This is a genomic window from Pelotomaculum sp. PtaB.Bin117 (assembly GCF_002067195.1).
GTDB lineage: Bacteria > Bacillota > Desulfotomaculia > Desulfotomaculales > Pelotomaculaceae > Pelotomaculum_D > Pelotomaculum_D terephthalicicum.
The window spans coordinates 1-21448 of the sequence record NZ_MVQM01000116.1; the positions used below are offsets into that span (position 1 = coordinate 1).

Genomic DNA, 21448 nt, shown 5'->3' on the forward strand with positions numbered 1-21448 from the left:
TTAAAGACTTCGGCGGGGGTAAAATCCCCCGCCGAAGCCCCGCAGTTTAGAAGAAGCTAGATGAGTTCATTGGCGTCACAGATTTTTTGAAAAACAGGGGGTTGAATGTCATCGGCAAGGCAGTTGTAGACCTCGTTCCTTTTTTGCTTGAGGCTTTTGGGCTGAAGAGGGAGATTTATCACGATATCGACGTGCTTTATCAGGATAAGCGGACAGAGTATTTCAAGCTGGCCAGTGCTTCAAAGTATTACCGGCATCCTGTGGTCAGCGAAGGGACCACTCAGCAGGAGGAATATGCTAAAAAAACTCTCGGCATTCTGATGTACCTGAAAAAGTGCGGCGACAGCGAAGTGTGGGAGCAGTTTGTCAGTATAATGAAAAAGGGCTGGCCTCACGTCTTTGAGTATTTTGCCAGTAGTGAGGTTATTTCTTTTGAGTCATTTTTCGCTGACAGTACTAAATGCCTGGGAAACTCCAGCAGCGTGAACGCCGAGACGGTTGTATTGCTTTGTATGGCAAACCTGTGGGGAAAAGAGGTGGAAGCGGATCCCCTGTTTGAGTTTGTCTGCCGTGTGCTGCACGGGCGGCTGATGGTGAGGGAGCAAAGCAACCCGGGTGTGTTCTGCCATCAGAATATGGAAATGGCTTTGCAGAAAAATGTCCGTGAATTAAGGCTGCAAATACGTAAAAAGTTTGGAGAGATAAGTTCCCTGGATTCAGTATTCCGGCTTGCGGATGATGAGCTGGCCAAGCACGTTTTTTTCTTCGAGAGATTATGTGACGTTGAAGAAATGAACAGCAGCCGTATATTCGATGGCATCGCAATATCGGCCGCTGACATAGAAGAAATTCTCGGAGCGTATTTATCCGCCTTTAATCGCAAGAGTATATCTGAAGCCGCAAGGTACCTGGTTTCGGGACTTCTGTTCAGAGGGCTCCTGAAAGCTTATAAGGCTGCTAAAGAACATTACTTTCGCAGCAGCAAAGACGGGACATATATAGACGCGGAGTTTTATGAAAAAGCTGTTGAAGCTGTTATCGGAGAAAGAGAATACTACAAGGCTCAGGCTGAACAGTTTAAAAGGCAGGTTGCCGAACTGAGAGATAATCTGGACAACATGTACTCCAGAAAGATGGCGGAAATGGGAAAGAAGATTAGAGAACTGGAAAATCAGCTGCTGGTGGAAAAACAAAAAGAGAAGGAGCTTATAGCGCTGCGCAGTTTGATGTTTTCGCTGAATAATGATGATGCGCCGGATGTGCCTGACCTGCAGGAAGAAGCCGTCATGGACGGTATAAAAGCGGCGGTGGCCGGCGGGTTCGAGCGCTGGCAGCGTAAGATGAAGGAGCGGTATCCCCACTTTATATTTCTAACATCGGAAAACTTTGATCCCAGACTGCTGGACGGTGTGGGCCACGTGTTCATTTTTGCAAGGCACATAGGACACAAGCTATATTACCGGGTCATTAATGAAGCGAGAAAAAGAGATATGCCTGTCAGCTATGTCAGCAAGGTTAATGAAGAACTCGCGGTCAAGGAAATGAAGAATGCGCTTGCCGGTCAAAAAGTGAGCTGATGATATGAAGAAAACCACGAAACACCGCCATTCCTTATGGTGAAATACCTTCGTGGTATGAAATTGAAAGACGCTGCTGAGCGGGCTATGCAGTATTTTGGGAAGATGATCCAGCCACTATAATTTGCGGGTTTCATGCCACAATATGAGGTGTAAGGCCACAAACCAAGCGACGACGAGAACCAGCGCCCAATGATGATGAAGTAGATCGCTCATTGAGATCTCCTTTTTATAGATATGATGCCCAAAAGAGAAGGAGATAAAACGGGGAGGCGCCGGGATGGCAATTAGGTAAGAATAAAACTTTTCTAAAGAGGCGAGAGTGCCTGGGCAAAAAATCTGCCCGGGTTTACCGTACCTGGAGCGCCGGCAGACCGGGCAAGGAGGCTTGAGGTATTGAAAATTGAGGCAAGGTTATATAGGAACTACAGAATTTCATACGGTTAGGGTGAGTTTTCGCACTGAATGGCTTGATCTATCATCGTAAAGCAATGGTTCTTTGAGGCCTATGCATCGTTGTTGGGAGAACAATGACGCTCCGAACCATTGGCATATAAGGGAGGCAGGGGATGGCGGGAAAACGGTTTATAACCGGCGATATAAGCATAGAGGAACCAATTGAACCTTTAACTATTGAAAGAGTTGTAGATTATGAAACCTATTTCTGGGTGTTGATACTTCTAGCAATGCACAATAAGCCCAAAATCATAGCAATAAAATGGAAAGCAAACGCACCCCATAATTGATTGATGCTGGTATATGTGTGGGAGAAAACCCCTCCCATTATCGTGATAATTCAAATAAGGCCAAATAGTAGGAGTATGTAACCAGCTATTTTCAACAAATTTAACGCCTCCTGTAATTAATAAGTATATTCTTAATTTACATTTAACGCCTTAAAGATAAAAACAATGACTAAAATAGCAGTAACACCATGAAACATATATCCAGGCCATAATTTAGCACTCAAAACAGAGGATTTACCGCGGAACACGTCCGCCATGATATAAAAAATTCAAGCTGCTGATATTAACCATACTGCAACAGCGGCAATCCACCAAAACATACCGATATCACATCCTTCCTGTTTATTTAATATATTTTACTTATTAATTACACGTGATTAATAAAAATCCTTTATTTTGAGGGATGGTTAATACTGGCGCTTATCTGTGGTTCATATTCCTAAAATGTTTATTATAGAGTTCTTTTCTTTCTCCTCTTCAAATATGGGAGGCATACCGGTCCGTTACATATTTTACTAACCTAAAGAAGGAGCTGCAGCTTGATTGTCGAATACAAATGTGAATATTGTAAAGTTGTCATATATCTGGTAGGAGGACAATCATGTTTACTCATTCCTCAAAGACAAATCCGGATAAAGTACAGCAAGCTTCATTAGATAAGATTAATAAAGCTAAAAAAGCGGGAGCAAGCTCTTTGCCAAGAGCCGTAAACCGTGATTTATTAATGTCTCCGCAAGGAATTTTACAGCTGCAGCGCACGATTGGCAATAAGGCAGTAATACAACTCTTAAAGTCTCAACTTCAACAACGGACAATCGGGCAACCTGTGCAACGAATGGATTCCGAAGAAGATGAAGAAGAGCTGCAAATGAAACAGGAAAGCGCAATGCAGAGAGTGGGAGTTTGCGAAGACGAATATGTAAAACTGCAAGTAATGCAGATGAGAAGATTAAGACGGGCTGATATGCAAACCTTTGCAGAAACACTTGCTGGAGATAATTCACGCAGTACGGTAGCTGTTGCAAAAGATGGTAATGACTACAATATTTATGCGCAAAGCTCCTTGGCAGGGATGAGTGAATTAATAGAAGAATATGATAATGTTACATTAAGATGGGACCAAAGCCCTGGTACCGGGTATCACGCTGAAATGATGGCTCTTATGGATCATGGAGCCGGAAGTGACATAGCTGCAAGTCAGCCCATTTGCAAAAGATGTAATGCCGCACTCTCAGCGAATGGCGTGACGGCTATTAATCCCGGAGATCAGTATACTGAACATTGGCAGGCTCCGTTTGTGGAAAACATTGATGAGAATAACGCTTTTCCCGCGAAGGCAGAGGACCATTCGCGGACGGGTCTGAGTGGAAGGCGTTGGGGGATAAATGAAAATAATAGGCTTTACCCGATAGCTCAAGATATATGGCAAGGGATTCATCCTGATGGATGGTAAAAAAACTCTCGGTATGCTGATATGTAAAATGGGAGAGCTGTGCCTTGGCTTGGTATCATGAAAAAAACTGGTCTCACGTTTTTGATTATTTTGATGAAGGGATCTATGTTAGGAGTAGGTAATGAGGCATCAAAATGACGATGCTCGCCGGAGACGGCCGCAAACCGCCATTTTGCGGGGAAAAGATTGAGCCGGATATCCAGTTTGTTGTCGTTGTAAACCACCACTTTATCCAGGACGTGGCGGTAAAAGATATCGTCCCATTCTCCTTTTTCTACGATTCCCTCCAAGACTGATGAAATTTCTGCGAGTAAAGCATCCTTGTTTTCTCGAAGCAGCGACTGCCGCCTATCGACCTCGGCCTCGTACTTTGCGTTCATCTCCTGGAAATTCTTTTTGGAGATATCCTTGCTTAAATACAGTTCCAGCAACCGCTGTTTTTTGTCGGAAACCTGGGCGATTCTGGCCTGTATGCTCTCGCTTTTGTTGTTCGGGCCATCTGTGCCAATCACTTTTTGGATGATGCCGGTCAGGTTGTCGATGATCTTCCGCTGATCCAGCTTGAGACTTTTTATCACTTCCTGCAGCATCAGTTTGGCATCCTCGTCGTTGATGGACATACAGGAGCAGCCGACCTGATCCCCAGCCTTATCAACGTGGGGGGCACCGTTTTTCGCCCCTTCATAACACCGCCACGCCTTATAGACGCTTCCATCCTTGCGCTTTTTGCTGCGGGACACAAAGGAGCAGCCACAGACGCCGCACTTGATTTTACCTGAGAAGCAGTAGCGGTTGGAGTGTTTAGCTTTCTGGTCGTCACTAAGGGAGCGCCGGGCAAGCTAGGCCTGGGCTTTCTCGAACAGCTCCCGGCTGATAATGGGTTCGTGATGGTCGCGCAGGATAACAAACTCTTCCTCGCCGCGGTTGTATTTCTTCTCGTGGTTCAAATAGTTGGGGGTGAAGGTCTTTTTCTAGACGAGGTCGCCGCAATATTTTTCGTTGCGTAGCACCCGCAGAATGACCGTGTTGGACCACTGCTTCATGTAGAAGGCCGTCTTAATGCCGGCCTCCCGCAGCTTCCGCGCGAACATCCTGTTCGGTTTTCAGGCCCAGCTTTTTCGCTTCTCCATCAAACGCCTTTTGCATATTCGAAAAAGCTGCTTTGGCTACATTGGCAAATATAATGTTTTCCCCCATCCTCAATAAAGATCACTTTATCTCCATCTTTTAGGCCGAGCTTCTTGCGAATATTAATTGGGATTGTAATCTGCCCTCCATTTGTAATTTTGGCGATATCCATATTGGATGCTCCTTTAATATTTTAACTTTGACTACTTAGTTTTAAATATATTCTGTTTTTCGTTCAAATTATAACATTAATCTAAGATAAATACTCTACTCAGAAATTATACAACTTTCATTTTACCACGTCCCAGGTGGATCGCAGGTCACTTAAATCGATCGAAATTCAGTGTCAAAGGCCATCAATAATGACAAGTAACTTATGCTGTGCTAAAATAATTTCATAATAGCAATAATTTACTTTTTATAACAAAATAATACTTTTAAATTTAGCTATATGACCGTAACCGGGGGGTGAATCTATGCGCCTGTTTGATGTAGTCCCGAGCGAGCTATTTTCCATACTCGCTTCTCCGAATCGGCTCATATATTCCAACGCTCTGGCCGTACTGTACGATGCATTTCGGGAAAACCTAAAAATACAGAAGAACACCTTTTTTACCATGATTCGGAGCCGGCTGGAGGATGAGCTTGCACGATCCGAATTCAGCGAAGACGGGATTTCCGAAGAAGAGGCGCAGGACCTCTCTGGAAGGGCACGCTTTCTGATCCGCAAGCTGAAGGAACGGGGATGGATCGAGCTTGAGCGCGGCGACGACTTTGAAGAATATGTAATTCTGCCTGATTATAGCATCAAAATCCTCGAACTGTTTTCTGAGCTGACCTCGGAAAATAAATCAAGCGGCTTTTCCTTTGTCTATGAGACATATTCCACCCTCCGCATGGCCAATGAGGATCCGGGTGGGGGGGCTTACGAAAAAATGATGGCGCTCTACGGAGCGTATGACAAGACTCTTGCGCTTATCAAGATGCTCAAAACCGTATATCATAATATTAACCGCTATTTTCAGCAGCAGATTGACATGCGCGACGTCAATCAGGTGCTTGCCATGCATTTCGATGATTTTTTACAGCATATTGTCGAAGCATATATCCGTCCGCTTAAAATTAAGGACTCTGTTCCGAAGTATAAGGTACCTATCCAGCAGGTTTTGGATTCCTGGCTGGAAGATAATGCTCTCCTGAACGCTATGGCAAATAGGGCTTTACAGGAAAAACGATTTGATTCTCTTGAAAAATGCCGTGCGGACATTGTTTCCAAACTGTTTTTTGTTAAGGAAAGCTACGAGAATTTTGAAAGTGAATATCTTAATGAAATAGACTTAAAAGTGCGCAGATATACCCGTGCGACAACACAGAAAATTGAGAGCCTTTCCAATAATGATCAGACGGTTCGGGGCAATTTGGTTTACCTGCTTAACGCGCTTTCCGACACCTCGAAAGCCGCCGAGCTTACGGATAGAATTCAGCCTGTTTTTCAGATTTTTGAACAATCCTGGATGGGAGAAGGAAGCCTTTATTCACAGCGCCGGCCTGGAAAGAGGGAAAAGCGCGATCCTGTACTGATAAGCGAGGAATCCGTTGATCTCAGTCGCAAGGCTCTGGATGAGTTTGGAGCTACAATAAACAGTCCCTATAGTAAGAAAAACGTTCGTACGTATATGGAAAAGCTGCTGGAAAACGCTGATATAGCCTATACAAAGGATATGCATGTTGAAAATGACATGGCCTATATTCTTTCCGCGCTGGCTGTAATTGCATCCAGTGACAGAGACAGCTTTTACCGCGTTGAACCGGTTGGCGATATCGTCGCTTCAAACAAATACGAGCTGCCGTCTGTAAGATTCATAAGAAACCTGCAAATAAAAGTCAAGGGTTAAACAACGAAAAAATTTGAGCAGGTAAAAAAGGGTGTGATAAAGCAGGCTACCGCAAAAAAGAGAAATACGCTAGCCGGAAAAAGGTTTCGGATAAAGTGGTTTACGCGGCAAAGTTAAGGAATTCTTTCACGCGTGCGTAGTAAATACGCAGAAACTTGTTACAGCCGGCGACCATATAGACATAGTAATGCTTACCCTGGGCTCGCTTCTTATCCAGAAATTGAAACACAGGGTCATTGGTGGGAGCGGTTTGCAGCAGACAGCTCATGACCAAGAAGAGCGTTTTACGGAGAAAAGGTGAACCGCGTTTAGAGATAGTACGGTCTTTGGATTCGAAAGCGCCGGACTGAAAAGACGGAGCATCGACCCCAGCAAAAGCAATGAGAGACTGTTTGCGCGGGAAACGGCGCACATCACCGATCTCTGCCATGAGTTGGGGACCAAGGATATTTCCGACGCCGCACATGGCCAACACCACGGGATACTCCGGCAGCAGTGCAGCCAACCGCTGCATTTTTGGGCTTTCGTCAGCTTACTGACGCACGCACAATGCCAGAACTTGGCTGCAAAGTCCACCCACTTTTCATGGCCATCCGGCCGGGCTGGGCTGGAGAACAGAGTATTGATACCGGGGAAGGTCTGATCAAGCAGGGCAATGAGATTGTTCTTCAAAGCAACCCTCAGCTTCATATACTGGCCATACTGCCGGTTACAGGTTTTCAATAGCAGGCGAGTATCGTCTTCCAGGGAGTACTGTTTTAGAAAAGCCCAGTTCGCCAGGCCGTAGTTGGCAATCTTTACGGCATCCGCCTTATCAGTCTTGATCTTGCGAATAGAGTTGTTACCGTAGTCGTGTATCAATTTGGCATGGACTGCGCTGACAAATATGCCGGCTTCATGGAGATAGCGGGCAATGGGCTGATAATACCTGCCTGTGTACTCCATGATTACCCGTGTCTCACCGTCCAGGCTTTTCAGGCGGTCTGCCAGCTTCCTGAGTTCACTGGCGGTGTGACGGACTTCAAAGGGTTTGAGCACCACCTCTCCGAAGGGCCGCATGGCTGCTACCATGCTTTTCCCTTTGGAGACATCGATTCCTACAGCGTTCATCAGCATTCCTCCCATCATGATGTGTAATCGGTGCCCATCGTTATCTCATTGCCGATTCCATTTGCTTGGTGACACGAACGCCCCGAAATCCCGGTGGTTCAACCTGCTTAAAACGAACGCTGCAATGAGGGGATGGCTGACGGTTTCTTATACGGACGTTGTTTAGTCCAAAGGAGGCGTCGTCAGACCAATTACTCCCCTCATTGTAGCTTAGGCAAGAGATGGAAAAAAGCACGGCTGGCTGCCGTGCCCCAGTTCCAAAAATATAGTAGCAAAGAAGGTGCGGTAATTGGATTTATCGGACTTGAGTGACTTTACAGAGAAAGAAAAAGAGATGTTTACGTCTGTCTGCAATCACCTTCTCGGACAGACTTTCCTGCTTAGAACGATTTATCAGTCTGACGGAAGCACCATAAATAATCCGGAATACAATTTTCTTGCGCTCCGCTCCGAAACCGTCAAGGGCTACCTCTCCCTCCTGGGCTGGGAACTGCATCAGGATATCTACAACGGCTACTTCTATGTCATAAACAATCTCGACGCCAACAGGCTGACACTTGGAAGCAAGCCAACCGCAATTCTTCTGGCTCTGCGCCTCATCTATGATGAAAACAGCGAACGGGTCGGTCTGTTTCAGGATGTGCTCTGCGAGGTAAGGGAGGTCCTGGAAAAGCTCATTACGGATTTTGGCGTGTTTCGGCAGAAACCAAACATGGATGAGTTCAGACGCGCCATGAAGGTGCTTGAAAATCATAATATAATCAAAGGACTGGAAGGAAAATACTCTGACGCGGATTGCAGATTCACCATCCTGCCGACCATTTTAACGGTTGTATCCGCGGAGAAGCTGAACGCACTGGTTTCCAATCTTCGTAAGGAGGATGAAAGCGATGAAGAAGCTGACGAAAACGCTGCTCATTAACTGGCTGTATTATGAAAAAGAACTGGTCAGCTTCGATACCATAAACTTTCTAACCGGAAAGACCGCCTCAGGTAAAACAACCTTCATCGACGCGCTTCAGATCGTACTGCTTGGCGAACTGAGTGGAAGAAACTTCAATAAGGCGGCTAACGAGAGCTCGGAACGCACGCTTCGCGGATATCTGCGTGCGAATATGGATAACAATAACCCATATTCCAGAAAAGGGCGTTCCTTTGAATCTTATATTGCCTGCGAGTTCAGCGATGATTTTTCCGGGAAACCGTTTACCATCGGGGTTGTTTTTGACTGCTATAACGACGGCGGCGAGCGTCACCAGTTCTTTTCTTACGACGGGCCTATACCGGACAATTGCTTTATTGAAAACCGAAAGCCGATGGACATTTCAGAACTCCGCACATACATAAAGACCAACTATAAATCCCGCGGCGAAATGTATGACAGCAACAAAAAATACAAAAGCGCTATCGCAGCGAAATGGAACATCCATACGGATCAAATATTCGGCATGCTGAAAAAGGCGGTTTCCTTCCGGCCGATCGTCGACATCCAGCGCTTTATCACTGAAAATGTTTGCGATCTTCCCGACAGGCCGGATATCACCGCAATGCAGCAGAATATTCAGGATTACAAACATCAGGAGCGGCTCGCTCAGCGGCAGGAGGAAAAGCAGTCTGCCCTTCAAAATATTAAGGAACTATATTTAAGAAGCGAACGCGCGCTAAATCAGGTGCGAATACATCAATATCTTTTTATCCGAGCGGGAAAACAAATAGAAGAAAGCGTCGTTCAAAAACTTGAAAATGAGCGGCGGGACAAAACGAAGCTATCGGTCGAACTGAAAGCGCGCTATGAAGCTCTCGAAGGTGAAATAAACGATCTGAACAAACGTCTGGAACAACTCATCAGCGATAGGGCGAACAGCGATGTTTTCAGGGAACGTGAACGCCTTGAGCAGCAAAAAGTCCTTTTGGAATCCGAACACAGAAGACTTTCGGGCGAGTTGAAAAACGCCGCGCAGGACTTAAGGTTGGAGGCGTTCCAGTGGCTTGGTTTTTGCAGCAAGCTTTCCAGCGGCGAAAACACAGTCGATCATGCTTTTGATATGTCCCATTTGACCGCGTGCTCAGAGAGGCTGCAAGTACAGCTTAAAAAAGTCGAGCAATTTTCTCCCGAGGATTTCGGCCGTATAGAACTATCCGTGTTTGAAGCTCTACAGCAGGCAATGAGAGCTTTTAAAAATCAGCTTGATGAGAGCTACTATAATGCCGATAAGCTGCTTTCCGAAAAAAAGCAGGAATACGATTCCAATTCCGCCGCCATTGCAAAGCTGCACAAGGGCTTCAAAGACTATGACAAAAGGCTTTTACGTCTGCGGCAGACGATAGAAGAAGAATTGTGCAAAAGGTTCGGTCAGGGGGCACGTATTCATATCCTTGCCGATTTGCTTGAGATTTTAGACGAAACATGGCAGGGCGCTATCGAGGGATACCTCAATACGCAGAAGTTCTATCTATTGGTTGAGCCGGCTCATTATCAGGCGGCCCTTCATGTTCTCAACGACGCTAAGCGTAGGGAGGATCTGCACGGCTATGGTCTTGTGGATATCGGAAAGCTCCGTGAAAATGAAAAACTCAGGCAGAATCCAAACAGCCTTGCCGCGGTTGTGGAAACGAAAAATCCTCTTGCGCGCTCCTATATTGATTATCTGCTGGGACGGGTTGTCCGCTGCATGGAAGTTTCGGAGTTACGCAAATATAGAACGGCTGTTACTCCGGAAGGTATGCTGTATCAGGGGTATGTGGCTCGTCCTCTCTCACGAGTCTTGATGAATGATGCCTATATCGGAAAACTTGCGATCAAGAAGCGCCTTGAGCGCCTTGAGCTTGCGCAGCAAACCCTGTCCGAAACAATCAAGATGATTCAATCAACGCGTGATTTATTGAGCAAACATAAAGAAAAAGAACCGCTGATCACTGAAAGATACGTTCAGACAATTATCAGAGATTCTATTGAAAAGTTCAGCCGCACTGAAGCGCTTTCTGTCCAACTGACGGACCTTAGTAAAGCGTACGACGCTTTGGATCTGACTTGGCTTGCCAAAATCAGTGACGTTATTGAAAGTGTCAGAAAAGATCTGAAATCCAAGCTTGGAGAAAAGGAACAGTGCTCAAATCAGCGGGAATTGTGCAAAAATCGACTGCACGAACTGGAATATAAGGATCTTTCGGATCACTATCAAGCCCTACAGAAGAAAGAGGATGAGCTGGGGGACTTGTTCAGTCCGGAATATACTGAAAAAATCGGAGAACCCCGCTATCAGGAAGAATTGCAAAGGCTGAAAACGGCTAATTCCATCTTTAATAATTTTGGGCACAGCCGGCAGGAACAAAGTAAAAAAGAATACGACGAAAGCAGAAAAAAGCTTGTCTATGCAAGAAGAGACTATGTAAATTCATATCCGCCCTGCCGTTTTGTCCCGGATGCAATGGGCAACGATGAATTCGCAGCAGAATTGCAGAGACTTTCCGAAAGCGAGCTTCCAAAATATAAAGAAAAAATACAAAAAGCCAGAGAAAGTGCTTTTGAACAGTTTCAGAACGACTTTTTGGCCAAGCTGAAAACCAATATTGATACAGTGCAGGCGCAAGTGAGGGATTTAAACCGTGCTCTCCAAAAAGCACAGTTCGGGACGGACAGCTACAGATTCATCATAACCCGACATCCGGATTATGCGGAATATTACGATATGATTATGGATCCCGACCTCATGGAGGAAAGCGGCGGGTTATTTTCGTTTTCCTTCATAAACAGATACGGAGCATTGATTGAAACCCTTTTCAGCAGAATCGTTTCTTCCGACGATTCACAGCTCAATGAGCGGAAGCAAAGCGAGCTGCAAGCCAATATTCAGCGATATACCGACTACCGGACTTATCTGCATTTTGATCTGGAGACGACGGATCAAAACGGTAATGTCCAACTGCTCAGCAAAACCTTAAACACAAAGTCCGGCGGGGAAACTCAGACGCCTTTCTATATAGCTATTCTTGCCTCGTTCGCGCAGATTTATCGCGTCAATGATGCCAGTAGCTTCGGCAACACCATGCGGCTGATCATCTTCGACGAGGCCTTTAATAAGATGGACAGCGAACGTATCGTGGAGAGCATTCGGCTGCTTCGGAAAATGAAGCTGCAGGTTGTCATCTGTACCCCGCCGGACAAGCTTCCCGACATCATGCCCGAGGCGGATCGTACTCTGCTGGTTTTAAAAGACGGGTATAGAATGCAGATATTACCCTGGTCAAAGGATTTGGAGGCCATGCTGGATGAATGAGGCAAAGCTGATTCTGAACCTACTGCTGGATAAATATGAACAGAGCGCACATTTCAGCGAACCCGGCCGTTCCAACCGTCGTGTGCTCATTAAAACCACGGGGAACGGTCTGCCGGAATATGATTATCAAAATGTACATATAAGAGATGCATTCAACGCCGCAATTCGTGATTTAATGGGGAAAGAGGTTGTTTTTGCCGAGTGGCTACCGGGGCGGAAGCAGTTGGTGGTCAAAGAGCTCTGGCTGAACCTCGAAAGGCTTCAAACAGCTTATATCCTGGCAGAACGCCAACCGCTGCAGAACCAGATCAATGAGTATTGCAGCTTGCTGAAAGCGTCGGCTGAGCGTGTGAACACGCCCTGGATCAAAAGATACCTGGCCACGCAGGCGAAAAGGCTCAGTTCTGCCAATCGTTTATCCGGTCTTTATAAGAAAGGCTGCGCGCATGTTACAAACGTTCTTGACGCTTTCGAACGTATAGACCTGCTTGACGACAGCGGAATGACCATGCGGGCGTTCAGTATTGCCTGTTACCATGATTCCAAGTATTTTGAAAAGAACATTCGGGATGATTTTCTTGCTATTGCCCGCGAATATTGCCCTCCCCTGGCCGAACTGCTAATAGATCAGGAGTTGAGCGACCGGGAACAGCTCGCCTGTCTGGGGATATATGCTCGCCCGGAGATATACGAATTTGCCGGGCCGCTCAGCATGGAAACCGAAGACGGTATCTGCGACTGCACCCCGCTTTCAAGGTATGGCTGTGCTGTGACAAGCACGGCGGCCCTTGGCATCCGGGAGCTGCATATGGACAATGTGCATAGAATTATGTTCATTGAAAACAAGACCAATTACGACGAATATATAGAAAAAGCCCGCCGAAATGACGAGCTGGTCGTGTTCCATGGCGGCTTTCTTAGCCCTCAAAAGAAGAAATTATTATTGCAGATCGTATCTTCGTGCCCGCCACATACTGAGTACCTATTTTGGGCCGACATCGATATGGGCGGCTTTAAAATGTTCGCACAGCTTAAAAGCCTGGCTCCGGAGCTTATCCCTTGGAAGATGGGCGCAATGGAAGTTAAGCGATATGCTGCACTTGGTCTTAAGCGAAACAGCCGATACATGAAAGAATTGGAAAGCTTTCTTGCCTTACCGTATGGGGCCTTATTTGCAGATGCCATAAAAGCACTTTTACACTATAACATTACGATTGAGCAGGAGGTTATGCTTAACGATCTATAATCTACAACAAACACGCACATCGAGCCCGACGGGTATTTTGCCGCTTTGGTATAATCCGAATAAATACCAGTCCTCATCATATTCAACTCTTGTTGGAACCCATTCATTGTCCTGCAGTATATCAAGGCGGTCTCCGCAATGGAAGCCTCCAAACGTACCGCCATTATCAAACAACACATCCAGCCGATTACACTCATTATCGTATATCAGCTTACCATATTCCATAAGGTTTCCCTCCATTAAAATTGATATATTTATAGTCAGAATCCCTACTCTTTATTCCAAAATCGCCTCATAAAAAATCCTGTGCCGCTATGAACAAACGCTACGACATAATATTTTTATTGTATTTTTGCTTAAAAGAAGACAGATTACCATTTGGCAACGAGAAAATGTAACATTAAAAGAATAATATACGTATGCACTTTTACAGCTTCAATTTTTTTTGATAGTCTCCGCCGCTGTTCATCTTTGCAGCAAAATCCAGATGCATACAAGTCCGCTGTTGTAGCGATTGTACTGTGGCCGAGCCACTGCTGCACCTTGATGAGCGGAACACGCTGACCGATCAGCAGGTTCGCGCAGCTATGCCCTTACAGTATAATAGGGACAAATCGGAAAAGCCCGTAATATCAAGGCCACTGAAAAAGTCTACCTGCTCTTAGCAGATGGGCTTTTTTGTATAAATATGGTATAATTATACAAGAAGGCAAGCGGAAAGGCAGGGGTAAAAATGTTGAGAGAAAGTACGCAAATAAGGCTGTCGCAGTACAGGAGCCTGTATGATGTTATCGTGCCGAAAGACAATTTGCTGCGGAAAATCAAGGAAAATATAAATTTCAGCTTTGTGAACCCTATGCTTCGGGAGCAATACTGTGACAACTTTGGGCGCCCCGCCACAGAGCCGGAAATGATGTTCAAGCTGATGTTTTTGAAAAAGCTGTATGATTTGTCGGACGAGCAGCTTGTACAAAACGCGTATGTGAATATGGCATACAAATATTCTCTGGATTTAGACCCCGAGGACGGCATGATTGACTCCAGTTTAATGACGAAATTCCGCAAAACGCGTATTACCGAGGACATTTTGGAGGAAATGCTGAAAGAAACCATCCGTCAGGCAATAGAAAAGGGAATTATTAAATCTGGGACAATTATTGTGGACTCCACGCATACGAACGCCGCTGTTCGTCCGAAGACCGTAACGCAGGTTTTGAGAGATTTCAGCAAGCAGCTACGGAAGAAAATATACAAAAACATGTATGAGCTCTCAGCAAAATTCTCGGAGAAACCCGATAAAACCGCCGAGTTAGCCGAGGAAATCGAATATACGCGTCAATTGATCGAAAACACCGAAGAAGAAATAACAGAGACCAAGAACCGCAAAATCATTGAGCTTTATGAGCGCATCAAAGAGCTTCTGGACACCGACCGTATCCGGGAAATTCGCTCTAAAGACGATGAGGACGCGCGGTTCGGCCACAAAACGACGGCCAGTACATTTTATGGTTACAAAAATCATCTTGCGATACTGAAGAAAGCATCATTACGGGAATTGAGATCACTGGCGGCGGGGCGCCGGGCGGAAAACAGTTGGGAACATTAGTGGAGAAATCACGTAAAAATGGCATTGAAGTCAAAGAGGTTATCGGGGACACGGCATTCTCATCTATTGAGAATATTGACTATTGGGAAAAAAACGGCATCACATTGATTGCGAAATCTAACCCGGTCATCGCCACGGCGGCATCGCCTAAGAACGACGGATTTGAGTATAACAAAGACGCGGGGACCATGCAATACCCGGCGTGCGAGTTGGCCATGTGGGTTGAGAAACGAATAGGAAAGTACGAAAGCCAAGTCTGGAGCTATTATTTCAGCAAAAAGAATGCGCAAAATGTCCTCTTGCCGACACCTGTAAGTTGGTATATCAAAAACGAAGACTTATAATGTTACTGTCACCAGTGAGCGCAATCAAAAGCGGTTGGCGTTTCAGCAAAGCGATTATTTCGTTGAACGGCTGAAAATCCGTTACCGAATCGAAGAGAAAAACGGCGAATTCAAACAGGCGCATGGATTCTGAACAGTAGACTCCACAGGCCTTGAAGCCATGCGATTGCAGATGTTTTTTACCGCTTTTGCGGTCAATGTGAAGAGAATTGGTTAAGCTAATTGAGAAAAAAGCGGCCTGATACGGTCTTTTTTTATTTTCTGACAGTTTTACGAATGAAAAATAATTTTATTTGCATTTTTTGACTATATAATTATACTGGCAAATTCTGTTTCAAAGAGAAGCAAAGGTTTTTCAGTGGCCTTTAATATCAAGGGATTTAACGGTTTGTCCTATTCTTTTTCCAACCTTTTTCAACTCAAAAAACGGCCTAAAAAAACCGGCCAGGAAAGGGGATGTTTCAGTAGCGACAAAAAGTAGGCTCAAGTGGACGAGCGTCATTCAGCCTACGGATGACGCTTGTTGCACTATAATATATTACTGGAAATTAATTCCAAAATTAATTCCTCTACATTTTTTGGAAAAAATTTTATCCAAGATGGAGGAATTATGATATAGTTATTATGTATAGGTGTGCTTGAAGAAAGGAGGGCGTCTATGGGCGTCAACAATACTGTCCTTAGCAGGCTTTTTACTCAATACGCATTCAACGACCTGGTTGAAAAAAATCATAGCACCATATACAGTAATGTTGTACGGCGCTATAAAATTGACCCAAGCGGGAAAACCAACCAACAAGTCATAAGCGAGATATATCGTGTCCTATCAAAAAGCTATCGTAATGAGTATTTTTACCAGAATACCCTTCTAAACAAATTGCTTTTGGGAATACACAATTTGAATACTACCACTGCTCTCACACAAATTCCAATTGGAAAATCAAAGGCAGATTTTATCATGATTAATGGTAAAGCTGTAGTCTATGAGATTAAATCCGAGTTAGATTCTTTTGAAAGGCTAGAGACGCAGCTGCATGATTATTATAGAGCATTCAATCATGTATGTGTCATTACCAGCGAGAATAATTACGAAAAAATCAGAAAGCTGTTATATAATGGCCCTGTGGGTTTTTATGTGCTAACAAAAAAAGATACATTAAGTAAAAAAATGAGAAAAGAACCTGCCGAGAATAATTCTTATTTGGAACATTCGGCTATATTTAAGCTTTTGCATAAAAGTGAGTTTGAAAATATATTATATGCATTTTGGGGGAGATTACCCGAATGTCAACCTGTGTTTTACTACGATGAGTGCTTTACTCTTTTTTCAACTATCCCAATTGAGATAGCATATCAGATGGCTTTAAAAGAGTTAAAAAAGAGAAATGAAGTTGTTATAGAACAATTTGCCAAAGTACCTTATGAGTTAAAGTCTTTGATATATTTTTCTAGTACGTCAGTTAAAGATTACACTATGCTTAATTCTTTCTTACAAAATGAATTTGGAGGGTGAGCCTTATGTATTTCCCCTATTTGCGCGGAAGGCAATTTGAGCTAATAGCACTTAGAGAATTAAGCGAATATAAACTTTTGGGACCTCATATTATCCCAATTGTTGAGCCAGTCAAATTGTCATCTACACTTTGCATGGCAATTGAATCATATGCTGCCAATGAGCAACCCATTGCACTTATTCATAATCCTACAGTAGGGTCTTTTATGAGCGATATGGGTGATGAAAACAAAGAGAAAAATCGCATGCGTTTTTCTGCCTTGATGGGAAATCCGCGAGTAATAAAAGCGCATCAAATGAATCCCTATTCATCAATGCAACTGGTAACATTGGAATCTGAAGGCGTTAGAAAGCAGGATATTTTCGTTTTAAATACTAACCGAGAAAGTTTAGATATATATGAAAAAGAATTTGCAGTTATAATGCCTCGATATACTTTTATTCCAGACGAGAGCGTCTTTCGGAGAAAGGTAAGACGTCAAAGGGTCTTAATTGATGATAAGTTCAACAAGAAAGGTAAGAATGCCGAATATCAGGAAACAGACGACGAATTCTTTTCGGATGACCATTTGTATTATCGAGATGATGGCTTTCTAGGCTTTGCAGATTATTCAGTTATTGGAGACGAATACCTTGAAAAAGGGTTCGCACCATATGCTGTTGCAATTCATATTGTATATTTTGCTGATGACGAGAGCCTTCGTATACATCATTTTGTTTCGGATTCAAATGAAGATGCCACAAACCCTGCCGGAAAATTCTATGAGTCACTTAAAAAACTGGCCGCATGGTGTAAAATTCATCCCATAGACCATTCTATGGGACTTAGCACTTTTCTTGAGCATTATGCTAATGGCACATATCCTGGGCTGGGTACTGTAAAAAAACTTTCTATCATGCATCATCTGGAAATAATCGGTAAGTACCTTTCAAGGAAAGAGGACGCGGGTTAATGAACTGCTGTATAGAATGTTTTGTGGACCCGGAAGTGAAATCCATTATTTCCTCATCAAAGACTATTGGGAATTGTGATTTCTGCCATAAACAAGATGTCCCTGTATTAGATATTGATATGGATTCCATCGCTCTAACTGATTTGGTCAATCTATTTGATGGACTATTAGATGTATATACAGAATCCACTAATTTGCCAGATAATTATCCGAGGCATAAAATTAACATGCTCAAAAATATTCTTCATGATGATTGGTACATCTTCAATTGTGATGCGGATACCATACATCGCTTATTAGTGGGAATTTGTAAAGAACGCTATGAAAGCGAGCCAAATCTGTTTAACTTCCCTGTTGGGATTGTCGAGTTGAGCCAAGAAGATTATCTTAATCAGTTTTCTATTATGCGCACCTACGATTGGGAGGATTTTTTAGCAGAAATTAAAACACAGAACAGGTTTCATACTGATATGTTCAATACTAAAGTAATGGACCAGTTTTTTGAGCCGATGAGAAAAACTTTAAAAAAGGGAAGCGTTTTTTACAGAGCGCGCATTTGTACCAACGAAAAGGGATTTAGTCCTAACGAAATGGGACCTCCACTGGCAGGCGTAGCTACCGCTGGTCGCGCCAATTCTGAGGGCATAAGCCGATTGTACTTAGCAGATTCAATAGAAACTACTTTACATGAAATCAGAGCAGCGGCATACGACTATGTAACTGTTGGAACCTTTTGCCTGCATGAAGATATCGAAATTGTCAACTTTACTATGATTGATAAAATCAGCCCTTTTTTTGGGATTGACTTTACTCAACAGGCTATAAATCTTAAACACTTACGGCGTATAGGTTTAGAAATTTCCAAGCCGCTACGTCGCCATGACAGCCCGCTTGACTACTTGCCCTCTCAATATATTTGCGACTATATTAAAAGCCAAGGTTACGATGGCGTTGAATATGCAAGTACTATGTATCCAGTGGGCTTTAACCTCGCTGTTTTTAACAAAGCGAAACTGGAATGCGTCGATGCTGTTGTGTATGATGTGCAGTCTCTATCATATACATATAAAAGATTAAGTAGACCTCACGGAAGCTGATATTCTATGCAATACTAGCTTCCGTATCTTATTAGCGATTCCACTATCTACGCTTGCTTCACCCCACGTATGGTATGTTCGCGACAAAACCCTAAAATATAGTCAATCACGGGTGAAAACAAGAGTTTTAAATGATTTTAGTGATTTTTAGTGCCTTTGTGCCTTGCATTTCAGGCGAAATTCTCGCTAATTTATTCCGAAATTTATATCGAAATCTGTCGCACAGCTATGACGGAGGTCATGGAACCGGATCGGCCGCAGGTTATGCCGCTTGAGAAGACTGGCGAACTCCTTCGACACATAGCTGGGCTTGATGACCTCACCTTTCTCGTCGATGCAGATGTAGTCGCTCTCCTTATGATTGCGGGCCTCCTTGACCCTCAGAAGCAGCTCTTTGATCGTCTGTATCAGCGGCATCGTGCGGAGGCTCGCCGTTCGTTTCAACTTATCCTGCGGCAGCACAGTATATTTTCCGTCTATAAAAGCCTGATTCAACGAATGGTTAATGATGATCGTTTCACGCTCAAAATCAACGGCGCCCCAGCGAAGTCCCAATACCTCACTGCGGCGAAGACCATAAAACAATGCCAGCGTGACGACCAGTTCCAGCTTTTCGCCCTTTACAACCTCAAGCAATCGGTTGGCTTCTTCGACAGAGTATGGATTGTAGATGAAGTCTTCGGCTTTCGGCCACTGAACCTGGTCTGCGGGATTTCTGGGTATCAGGTCCTTTTGGTACGCCTCCTGCAGTGCCTTGCGGATATTTGCGTGGTGCCGGATGATGGTGTTGTTGGAAACGCCCCGGTCATGCAGATACTCATAATATCCCTTGATATGATCCGGCTTCAAATTGCTAAGCAGGGTTGCGCGTTCCCGGAAGTAAGGGCATACGCTGTTTTGTACAATATTCTTGTAGCTGCTGTACGTTGTCGGGGAAACCTTGCCCTGCATGTTGGACACCCAGTTTGCCATATACTCGTCAAAATAAATGCCTCGGGAATTACGCCGGATGTCCTCAAGGCCGGTGTGTTTGATTCTCAACTCCGTAAGGATTTCTTCCGCGCGCTTTTTATTCCCTTTCGCAGGCAGATGGGTGGCGAACCATTTCGGTTTCTGCTTTCCGGTTTCGTCGCGGATGTTCAGTACCGCGTACCAATATCCATTTTTGATTTGAGGATGTCCTTCGATCATAAAATCATTCCTTCTTTCTCAAAATATTCTTTTTACTGTGTGATCGCATAATAAAAATGCACGCATCGGCGCATCATTTTTGCCGTATAAAAACGAATTGGCAGCCACAACGGACTCGAAATCCAGAGCCTTTTCCAGTGTTTTCGATTCGAACCCACCGGCTGCCGCAGATGACTAAATGATAGGGAGGCTACTAACCCTTTGGCTTTATTCAGTTTTTTTACAGATTAATTAAGACTCTCACATCGTAAATCCTCCCTCCTTTCAGCACAGGCTTGTCCGGTTCATCCTCACACAAAACAAGGCGCTTCTGATCCGCCGTTTTACCGGCGAACTGGAAGCGCCATTTTGATGCCTCACAAGGTACGTATATTGATATTGTTAGACTCGTAAATACAAGACCCGCAAAAAATTCTGTCAATATTTTTTGAAAATGTCACCATAGATTTTTGTTTACCAATAGAGCGACCTGGCCGGCAAGCCTTGACTGCCATGGTCTAGTAAATTGGGGAACGGGCGAAGGCGACGGCGTACGGTAAAGGTAGTTGTACCGCCCGTTCCCGCATCTAATATTACCATGGCAATCAAGGCCAAGCTGCTGACGCAGTTGCCGTCCATGTCTTAGTTGGGTGAATTAACGAAGCAATAATAAAGGGGAGCGAGCTCAGGTTCCAACACCGGTAAATTAATCAATTTTAGATAAGCCGTAGACATCAGGCAAATTTTTTGTACTTACCGAGGAAGATTTCTTGAAGCATCTCAAGTATTTCACGGTCGCTGTTTTCAAAGGTAACCTTTTTAAAGAGAGCCTGACCGTACTTGTAATAGTGTGAATCCGGCGGTGTGTGAGCAAAAGATTTATACGCCTTTGGAGCATCATCCACAACCCTTTTAGGTTTAATAAATGGTGTAGTTTCGTAAATTCTTCCTTTGTACTCGACGCATACACCCCTTGTACTACAGACAAGAACATTTACACTTATATGGGGTGGAACGGCATGTTGGTTATCATGCTGAATGACCCTAAAATGCTTGCCGTAGAATGAAAGCACACCACCGTTATCAATCTTTCTTTTTTGTTTGACACAAAGGATGCAATCGAGGTCAAGACCGGCATGTAACTGGCGGAAGGCAGATTCAGCGTCTTGCGGTTCAACGGAGAACATCCTGTTGAATTCAGGGATGTAATCCGTGAGGAACTCGTTGGCTTGGTCAATAGTATTGATTCCAGCGATTTTAAATTCAACTGGAAGTCTGGACTGGAGAGTTTCCCAGAGACGCTCAACGCGCCCCTTTGCCTGGGGAGATCTGG

19 protein-coding genes and 1 pseudogene are annotated in these 21448 nt (G+C 44.3%); 13 read left to right on the plus strand and 7 right to left on the minus strand.

What is annotated here, in order from left to right; genetic code table 11:
- The first annotated feature begins 101 nt into the window (after positions 1-101).
- From A4E54_RS07910 to A4E54_RS07920, 3 genes are all read left to right on the plus strand, one after another.
- The gene (locus A4E54_RS07910; protein ID WP_286725456.1) at positions 102-1577 is read left to right on the plus strand and encodes a hypothetical protein; all 1476 of its coding nucleotides are present in this window, start codon (positions 102-104) and stop codon (positions 1575-1577) included.
- Between the two features lie 569 nt (positions 1578-2146).
- Positions 2147-2323 carry a hypothetical protein gene (locus tag A4E54_RS07915; protein WP_240084407.1) on the plus strand — a complete coding sequence of 59 codons (177 nt, stop codon included), beginning with the start codon at positions 2147-2149 and terminating at the stop codon, positions 2321-2323.
- A 601-nt stretch (positions 2324-2924) separates the two neighbouring features.
- A complete protein-coding gene (locus A4E54_RS07920; protein ID WP_240084406.1) occupies positions 2925-3776 on the plus strand; it encodes a hypothetical protein in 852 nt (283 codons plus the stop codon).
- Here A4E54_RS07920 and A4E54_RS07925 read toward each other — a convergent pair.
- Positions 3758-4546 (minus strand): recombinase zinc ribbon domain-containing protein, encoded by a 789-nt coding sequence (locus A4E54_RS07925; protein ID WP_286725474.1) that lies wholly within the window; start codon positions 4544-4546, stop codon positions 3758-3760. The genes A4E54_RS07920 and A4E54_RS07925 overlap by 19 nt on opposite strands.
- A gap of 27 nt (positions 4547-4573) precedes the next feature.
- Here A4E54_RS07925 and A4E54_RS15885 point away from each other — a divergent pair, with 27 nt between their 5' ends.
- Positions 4574-4783, plus strand: a complete 210-nt coding sequence (locus A4E54_RS15885; protein ID WP_446676307.1) for a hypothetical protein — start codon at positions 4574-4576, stop codon at positions 4781-4783.
- Here A4E54_RS15885 and A4E54_RS15890 read toward each other — a convergent pair.
- Positions 4748-4867 (minus strand): recombinase family protein, encoded by a 120-nt coding sequence (locus A4E54_RS15890; protein WP_446676306.1) that lies wholly within the window; start codon positions 4865-4867, stop codon positions 4748-4750. The two genes, A4E54_RS15885 and A4E54_RS15890, sit on opposite strands and share 36 nt — an antisense overlap.
- Positions 4868-4905: 38 nt before the next feature.
- Entirely contained in the window at positions 4906-5076 is a 171-nt protein-coding gene (locus A4E54_RS07935; RefSeq protein WP_240084404.1) for an AbrB/MazE/SpoVT family DNA-binding domain-containing protein, read from the minus strand.
- A 304-nt stretch (positions 5077-5380) separates the two neighbouring features.
- Here A4E54_RS07935 and A4E54_RS07940 point away from each other — a divergent pair, with 304 nt between their 5' ends.
- Positions 5381-6799, plus strand: a complete 1419-nt coding sequence (locus tag A4E54_RS07940; RefSeq protein ID WP_240084403.1) for a Wadjet anti-phage system protein JetA family protein — start codon at positions 5381-5383, stop codon at positions 6797-6799.
- A 100-nt stretch (positions 6800-6899) separates the two neighbouring features.
- On the opposite strand, the pseudogene A4E54_RS07945 reads toward A4E54_RS07940, so the two are convergent.
- Positions 6900-7909, minus strand: a pseudogene (locus A4E54_RS07945) (IS110 family RNA-guided transposase).
- Positions 7910-8198: 289 nt separating this feature from the next.
- Here A4E54_RS07945 and A4E54_RS07950 point away from each other — a divergent pair.
- Genes A4E54_RS07950 through A4E54_RS07960 form a run of 3 tightly spaced genes read left to right on the plus strand, consistent with a single transcriptional unit; the run spans position 8199 to position 13432 of the window.
- Positions 8199-8831: a DUF4194 domain-containing protein gene (locus A4E54_RS07950; RefSeq protein ID WP_240084402.1), complete on the plus strand. Its 633-nt coding sequence runs from the start codon at positions 8199-8201 to the stop codon at positions 8829-8831.
- Complete coding sequence (locus tag A4E54_RS07955) at positions 8800-12186, plus strand: ATP-binding protein (protein ID WP_240084401.1); 3387 nt, start codon at positions 8800-8802, stop codon at positions 12184-12186. Before A4E54_RS07950 ends, A4E54_RS07955 begins: the two co-directional genes overlap by 32 nt.
- Positions 12179-13432 carry a Wadjet anti-phage system protein JetD domain-containing protein gene (locus tag A4E54_RS07960; RefSeq protein ID WP_240084400.1) on the plus strand — a complete coding sequence of 418 codons (1254 nt, stop codon included), beginning with the start codon at positions 12179-12181 and terminating at the stop codon, positions 13430-13432. The genes A4E54_RS07955 and A4E54_RS07960 overlap by 8 nt, the downstream gene beginning before the upstream one ends.
- Here A4E54_RS07960 and A4E54_RS07965 read toward each other — a convergent pair.
- Positions 13427-13657 (minus strand): DUF5348 domain-containing protein, encoded by a 231-nt coding sequence (locus A4E54_RS07965; protein ID WP_240084399.1) that lies wholly within the window; start codon positions 13655-13657, stop codon positions 13427-13429. The two genes, A4E54_RS07960 and A4E54_RS07965, sit on opposite strands and share 6 nt — an antisense overlap.
- 508 nt (positions 13658-14165) lie before the next feature.
- On the opposite strand from A4E54_RS07965, the gene A4E54_RS07970 reads away from it, so the two are divergent.
- The 5 genes from A4E54_RS07970 (at position 14166) to A4E54_RS07990 (ending at position 18945) form a co-directional block, all read left to right on the plus strand.
- Positions 14166-15038: a transposase gene (locus A4E54_RS07970; RefSeq protein ID WP_286725467.1), complete on the plus strand. Its 873-nt coding sequence runs from the start codon at positions 14166-14168 to the stop codon at positions 15036-15038.
- Positions 15026-15382 (plus strand): hypothetical protein, encoded by a 357-nt coding sequence (locus A4E54_RS07975; protein ID WP_286725468.1) that lies wholly within the window; start codon positions 15026-15028, stop codon positions 15380-15382. Before A4E54_RS07970 ends, A4E54_RS07975 begins: the two co-directional genes overlap by 13 nt.
- Before the next feature lie 658 nt (positions 15383-16040).
- A complete protein-coding gene (locus A4E54_RS07980; protein ID WP_240082677.1) occupies positions 16041-16895 on the plus strand; it encodes a sce7726 family protein in 855 nt (284 codons plus the stop codon).
- 5 nt (positions 16896-16900) lie between these two features.
- Positions 16901-17848 (plus strand): sce7725 family protein, encoded by a 948-nt coding sequence (locus A4E54_RS07985; RefSeq protein ID WP_286725471.1) that lies wholly within the window; start codon positions 16901-16903, stop codon positions 17846-17848.
- 23 nt (positions 17849-17871) lie between these two features.
- Positions 17872-18945 carry an RES family NAD+ phosphorylase gene (locus A4E54_RS07990; protein ID WP_240082675.1) on the plus strand — a complete coding sequence of 358 codons (1074 nt, stop codon included), beginning with the start codon at positions 17872-17874 and terminating at the stop codon, positions 18943-18945.
- A 186-nt stretch (positions 18946-19131) separates the two neighbouring features.
- On the opposite strand, the gene A4E54_RS07995 is transcribed toward A4E54_RS07990, so the two are convergent.
- Both A4E54_RS07995 and A4E54_RS08000 read right to left on the minus strand, forming a co-directional pair.
- Positions 19132-20136 (minus strand): tyrosine-type recombinase/integrase, encoded by a 1005-nt coding sequence (locus A4E54_RS07995; RefSeq protein WP_240082674.1) that lies wholly within the window; start codon positions 20134-20136, stop codon positions 19132-19134.
- A 713-nt stretch (positions 20137-20849) separates the two neighbouring features.
- The coding region (locus A4E54_RS08000) for a transposase family protein (protein ID WP_502687929.1) at positions 20850-21448 on the minus strand (599 nt) is incomplete at its 5' end.